Genomic DNA, 5,271 nt, shown 5'->3' on the forward strand with positions numbered 1-5,271 from the left:
TGTCGTTGGTGGTCATGGCGGTGCGTAGTTCGGGGTTGAAGTGGGTGAGGATCTGGTTGAGGTGGTGGGTGAAGGTGGGGTGGGTGATGTGGTGCATGTTGGGGTGTTGGGCGCCTTGGCCGGTGAACAGGATGGCGAGTTTTCCGCCTGTGGTGCCGGTGGTGTATTGGTTTTGGCGTAGGTCGGTGGGGGTGGTGATTGCGCGGTGGGTGAAGGTGGTGCGGGTGGCGAGTTGTCCGGCGAGTCCGGTCTCGTCGTTGTGGTGTAGGTAGTTGGCGAGGTTGTGGGCGTAGGCGTGTAGTGCTGTCTCGGTTTTGGCGCTGAAGGCCAGCACTTGAGGCCGCCCCGGCTTTTCCGCCGGTTGTGTGGTGGGTGCTTCTTCGAGGATGAGGTGGGCGTTGGTGCCGCTGATGCCGAAGGAGGAGATGCCGGCCCGGCGTTTGACGTCACCCGTCGGCCAGGGCTGCGGTTCGGTGAGCAGGGTGAGTGGGTTGTCGTTCCAGTCGATGTGGCTGGTCGGCGTGTCCACGTGCAAGGTCTGCGGCAGTTGCTGGTTCTGGAGCGCCAGGGTCATCTTGATGACCCCGGCGACTCCGGCGGCGGCCTGGGTGTGCCCGATGTTCGACTTCAAGGAGCCGAGCCACAGGGGCCGCTGGCGGCCCGTGCCGTACGTGTTGGTGAGTGCTTGGGCTTCGATGGGGTCGCCGAGTTTGGTGCCGGTGCCGTGGGCTTCGATGGCGTCGATGTCGTCGGGTGACAGACCCGCGTTGGCCAAGGCCTGTTGGATGACGCGTTGTTGGGCGGGGCCGTTGGGTGCGGTGAGTCCGTTGGAGGCGCCGTCCTGGTTGATCGCGGTGCCGCGGATGACGGCGAGGATCGGGTGGCCGTTGGCCTGGGCGTCGGACAGTTTCTCCAGCAGCAGCATGCCGGCGCCTTCGGCCCAGCCGGTGCCGTCGGCGTCGTCGGAGAACGCCTTGCACCGGCCATCCGGGGACAGACCCCGCTGCCGCGAGAACTCCACGAACGTATTCGGCGTCGCCATCACCGTCACACCACCGGCCAGCGCCAGCGAGCACTCCCCGTTGCGCAGCGCCTGCGCGGCGAGGTGGATCGCGACCAGCGACGACGAGCACGCGGTGTCGACGGTGACGGCCGGGCCCTCCAGACCGAAGGTGTACGCCACCCGGCCCGACGCCACACTGCCCGCACTGCCGGTACGCAGATATCCCTCGACGTCCTCCGGAGCCGACTGGATACGGCCCGCGTAGTCGTCGTACATCACGCCGGCGAACACACCGGTCCGGCTGCCGCGTACCGCCCGCGGGTCGATGCCGGCCCGCTCGAACGTCTCCCAGGCCGTCTCCAGCAGCAGCCGCTGCTGCGGATCGGTGGCCAGCGCCTCCCGCGGGCTCATCCCGAAGAACTCCGGATCGAACCGGTCCGCGTCGTGCAGGAAACCACCCTGACCGGTGTAGCTGGTGCCGAAGTGCTCCGGGTCCGGGTGGTAGAGGGCGTCGAGGTCCCAGCCCCGGTTGGTGGGGAAGTCACCGATCGCGTCGCGGCCGTCGGCCAGCAGCGTCCACAGCTGCTCCGGTGACGACACCCCGCCGGGCAGCCGGCAGGCCATGCCGACGACGGCAATCGGCTCGCGGGCGCGCGCCACCAGGTCCTGGTTGTCGGCCCGCAGCCGCTCGGTCTCCTTCAGCGAGGCGCGCAGCGCGTGGACGATCTGCTCGTGAGAGGTGCTGGAAGTCATCGGAACGCTCCAAAGCCGGGCCGGTCAGTCCTTGTCGAGCGCGAGCTCGATGAGGGCGGAGATGTCCATCTCGTCGATGGCCGACGAGTCGGTGGCGGTACGGGCCGCCGCAGGAGAGGCGGGAAGCTCGACGGCGAGACGCATCAGCGCGTCGGTGAGGCCCGAGGCGCGGAGCCGGTCGAGGGGGATCGAGGCGAGCACCCGGCGTAGTTCGTCGTCGTCCGGCGCGGCGGCCGGGGCGTCGTCGAAGAGAGTCGTCAGGTGCTGGGCGACCGCACCGGCGTTCGGGAAGTCGAACAGCAGCGTCGCCGGTAACCGGACGCCGAGCGCGGAGTTGAGCCGGTTGCGGAGTTCCACCGCGGTCAGCGAGTCGAAGCCGAGCTGGGTGAAGGCCAGATCGGCCGGGATCGCGTCGGGGGTGGCATGGGCGAGGACACGGGCGGCCTCCTCGCGTACCAGATCGGTCATGGCCTGCCCCCGCTCCTCGCCGGACAGTGACCTGATCCGGTCCACCGGCCCGGCCGGCTGAGGCCGGGCCGGTGTCGGGGCCAGCGCGCTGAGCAGCGGAGGCAGCTGCCCGGCGCGGGCCGATTCGGTCAGCAGACGACGGCGCAGCGCGGCCGCGACGACGACCGGCGGACGACCCGCCTGCACCGCGATGTCGAACATGGCCAGGCCGTCGTCCGGGCGCAGCGCCACCATGCCGGTACGGGCCAGCCGCTGGACGTCCGCCGCCCCGAGCTGTGCCGCCATGCCGTCCGGCCCGTCCCACAGACCCCAGGCCAGCGAGAGACCGGGCAGCCCGGCGGCCCGCCGATGCTGGGCCAGCGCGTCGAGGAACACGTTCGCGGCCGCGTAGTTCGCCTGACCGGCCGCGCCGAGGATGCCGGACGTCGACGAGAACAGCACGAACGCCGCCAGGTCGAGATCACGGGTCAGCTCGTGCAGATTCCAGGCGGCGTCGACCTTGGGCCGCAGCACCCGGGCCAGCGCCTGCGGGGTGAGGCCGGCCACGGCGGCGTCCTCCAGCACCCCGGCCGCGTGCACCACCGCGGTCAGCGGACGATCCGCCGGCACCCCGGCCAGCGTCGCGGCCAGCTGGTCCCGGTCCGCGACGTCACAGGCCGCGACCGTGACCACGACCCCGGCCGACTCCAGATCGGCGACCAGGTCGCCGGCGACCCGGCCGCCGCGGCTGACCAGCAGCAGCGAGGAGACGCCGCGGTCCGCGAGCCGTCGGGCGACCAGGCCGCCCAGAGCGCCGGACGCGCCGGTCAGCAGCACCGTCCCGGCCGGGTTCCACGGCTCGCTCTCGTCGGCCGGGAGATCCCGCAGCTCGGTGAGGCGCGGCACGTACGCCTGCCCGTCACGGACCGCGATCTCCGGCTCGTCACTGTCGAGCACCCACGCCGTCGCCTTGTCGAGCCCGGCGCCGTCCAGGTCGATCAGGCCGAACCGGTCCGGATACTCCAGCCGTGCCGCGCGGATCAGGCCCCACACCGGTGCCTGAGCCGGCTCGACCACGCTGTCATCGGCCACCGCCACCGCGCCGCGGGTGGCGACCACCATCCGGCAGTCGGAGAACCGGTCGTCGGCCGTCCACTGCTGGATAAGCGCCAGCGTCTCCGCCGTGGCCGCGTGCACCCCGGCGACCGGGTCCGGCCCGGCCGGTGACGGCGGGGTCACCACGACGACCCGGGGCAGCGGCGCGGCCGCCAGCGCCGCGAGATCGGCGACCGGCGTGGTGCCGAGAGCGGCGGCCACCCCCAGATGGTCGGCGCCGAGCACCCGCACCGTGGGTGTGACCGTGACGGCCGGTGCGGTCAGCGACTGCCAGGTCACCGCGAACAGCGACTCCTGCGTACCCCGGTCCAGAGAACCCGGAGCCGGTGGCACCGAGACCAGCGAACGCACGGTCACCACCGGCCGGCCCTGCTCGTCGGCCAGCGTCAGTTCGGCGTCGTCACCCCGCCGGCGTACCCGCACGCGCAGCGTGGTCGCACCCGGCTGGTGGACCGTGACATCCGACCAGGTGAACGGCAACCGCACCGGCTCGCTGTCGGTACCGGTCGTGAGCTGCACCTGCAGGGCGGCGTCGAACAGGGCCGGATGCAGTAGGTACGCCTCGGCGCCGGACAGACCGGCCGGCAGGGACACCGCACCGAATCGGGTGTCGTCGCGTTCCCAGAGGGCGGTCAGACCCTGGAAGGCCGGGCCGTACCGGTAACCGTCGTCGGCGAGACCCGCGTACCGGCCGTCGAGCGGGACGGCGGAGGCGGCCACCGGCGGCCAGACGGCGAGCTCCGGATCCGGTGGCGGAACCGCCCCGGCCGGCGCAAGGACACCGCTCGCGTGCCGCTGCCAGGACGCGTCGGCGCCCGGCCGCGAGTGCACGGTGAACGCGCGCCGCCCGTCCGGCCCGGCCGGCTCGACGGCCACCTGCAGCCCGGTTTCGCCCGAACCGGTCAGCACCAGCGGCGACTCCAGGACCAGCTCCGCGATCGTGGGGCAGTCCTGCTCGCGGCCGGCGGCGGCGGCGATCTCGACCAGGGCGGTGGCGGGCAGCAGCGCTACCCCGTTCACGCCGTGGTCTCCGATCCACGGATGGGTCGCCGCACTGACCGAGCCACTGTGGATGGTGCCGCCGGTCGCCGCGTGAACCACGGCGCTGGTGAGGATCGGGTGACGGCTCGTACCGGTGGCCCGGGGCGTGTCGATCAGCCAGTAGCTCTGCCGCTGGAACGGGTAGGTGGGTGCGTCGGGTAGGTGGTTGGTGGGTTGGGCTGGGTGGTTGCCGTGGCCGTTGGCCCAGGTTTGGGCGAGGACTGTGTCGATGTTGGTGCCGTTGGTGCGGTGGCTGGTGTGTAGTGCGGTCGCGTGCGGGAGTGTTTCGCGGGTGAGTGTGGTGAGGGTGTTGTGTGGTCCGATTTCGAGGAAGGTGGTGACGCCTTGGTCGGCGAGGTAGGTGAGGGTGTCGTGCCATTGGACGGTGCCGCGTGCCTGCTGTGCCCAGTACTGGGGTGTGTGGTTGGCGGTTTGTCCGGTGAGGTTGGAGATGACGGGGATGGTGGCTGGTTGGTGGTGGAGTGTGGAGGCGACGGTGGTGAGTTCGTCGAGGATGGGGTCGAGGTGGGCGGAGTGGAAGGCGTGGCTGACTTGGAGGAGGCGTGATGGGGCTGGGATGTTTGTGAGGGTGGCTTGGACGTGTTCGGTGGTGCCGGTGATGGTGATGTGGTTGTTGGTGTTGACCGCGGCGATGGTGGTGTCGCCGACCAGGTGCGGTGTGACCTGCTCGACGGTGGCGTGGATGGTGGCCATGGCGCCGGTCGCGGGCAGGTTTTGCATGAGTGTGGCTCGTGCGGTGACCAGTTTCGCGGCGTCGGCAAGGGACAGGGTTCCGGTTAGGTGTGCGGCGGTGATTTCGCCGATGGAGTGTCCGGCGAGGTAGTGGGGTGTGAGGCCGAGGGTGTGGTAGAGGGCGACTTCGTAGGCGAATAGTGCGGGTTGTGTGTGGC

At 71.0% G+C, this 5,271-nt stretch carries 2 protein-coding genes; both read right to left on the reverse strand.

Annotated elements, in window-relative coordinates; translation table 11 throughout:
* A partial coding sequence (locus tag ACFOX0_RS33785) for a type I polyketide synthase (RefSeq protein ID WP_377553691.1) occupies positions 1–1,756 on the reverse strand: 1,756 nt, incomplete at its 3' end.
* A gap of 24 nt (positions 1,757–1,780) precedes the next feature.
* Positions 1,781–5,271 (reverse strand): type I polyketide synthase (locus ACFOX0_RS33790; RefSeq protein ID WP_377553693.1); only part of this gene is annotated, 3,491 nt, incomplete at its 5' end.

This window comes from Micromonospora zhanjiangensis (assembly GCF_042650605.1).
Classification (GTDB): domain Bacteria; phylum Actinomycetota; class Actinomycetes; order Mycobacteriales; family Micromonosporaceae; genus Micromonospora_J; species Micromonospora_J zhanjiangensis.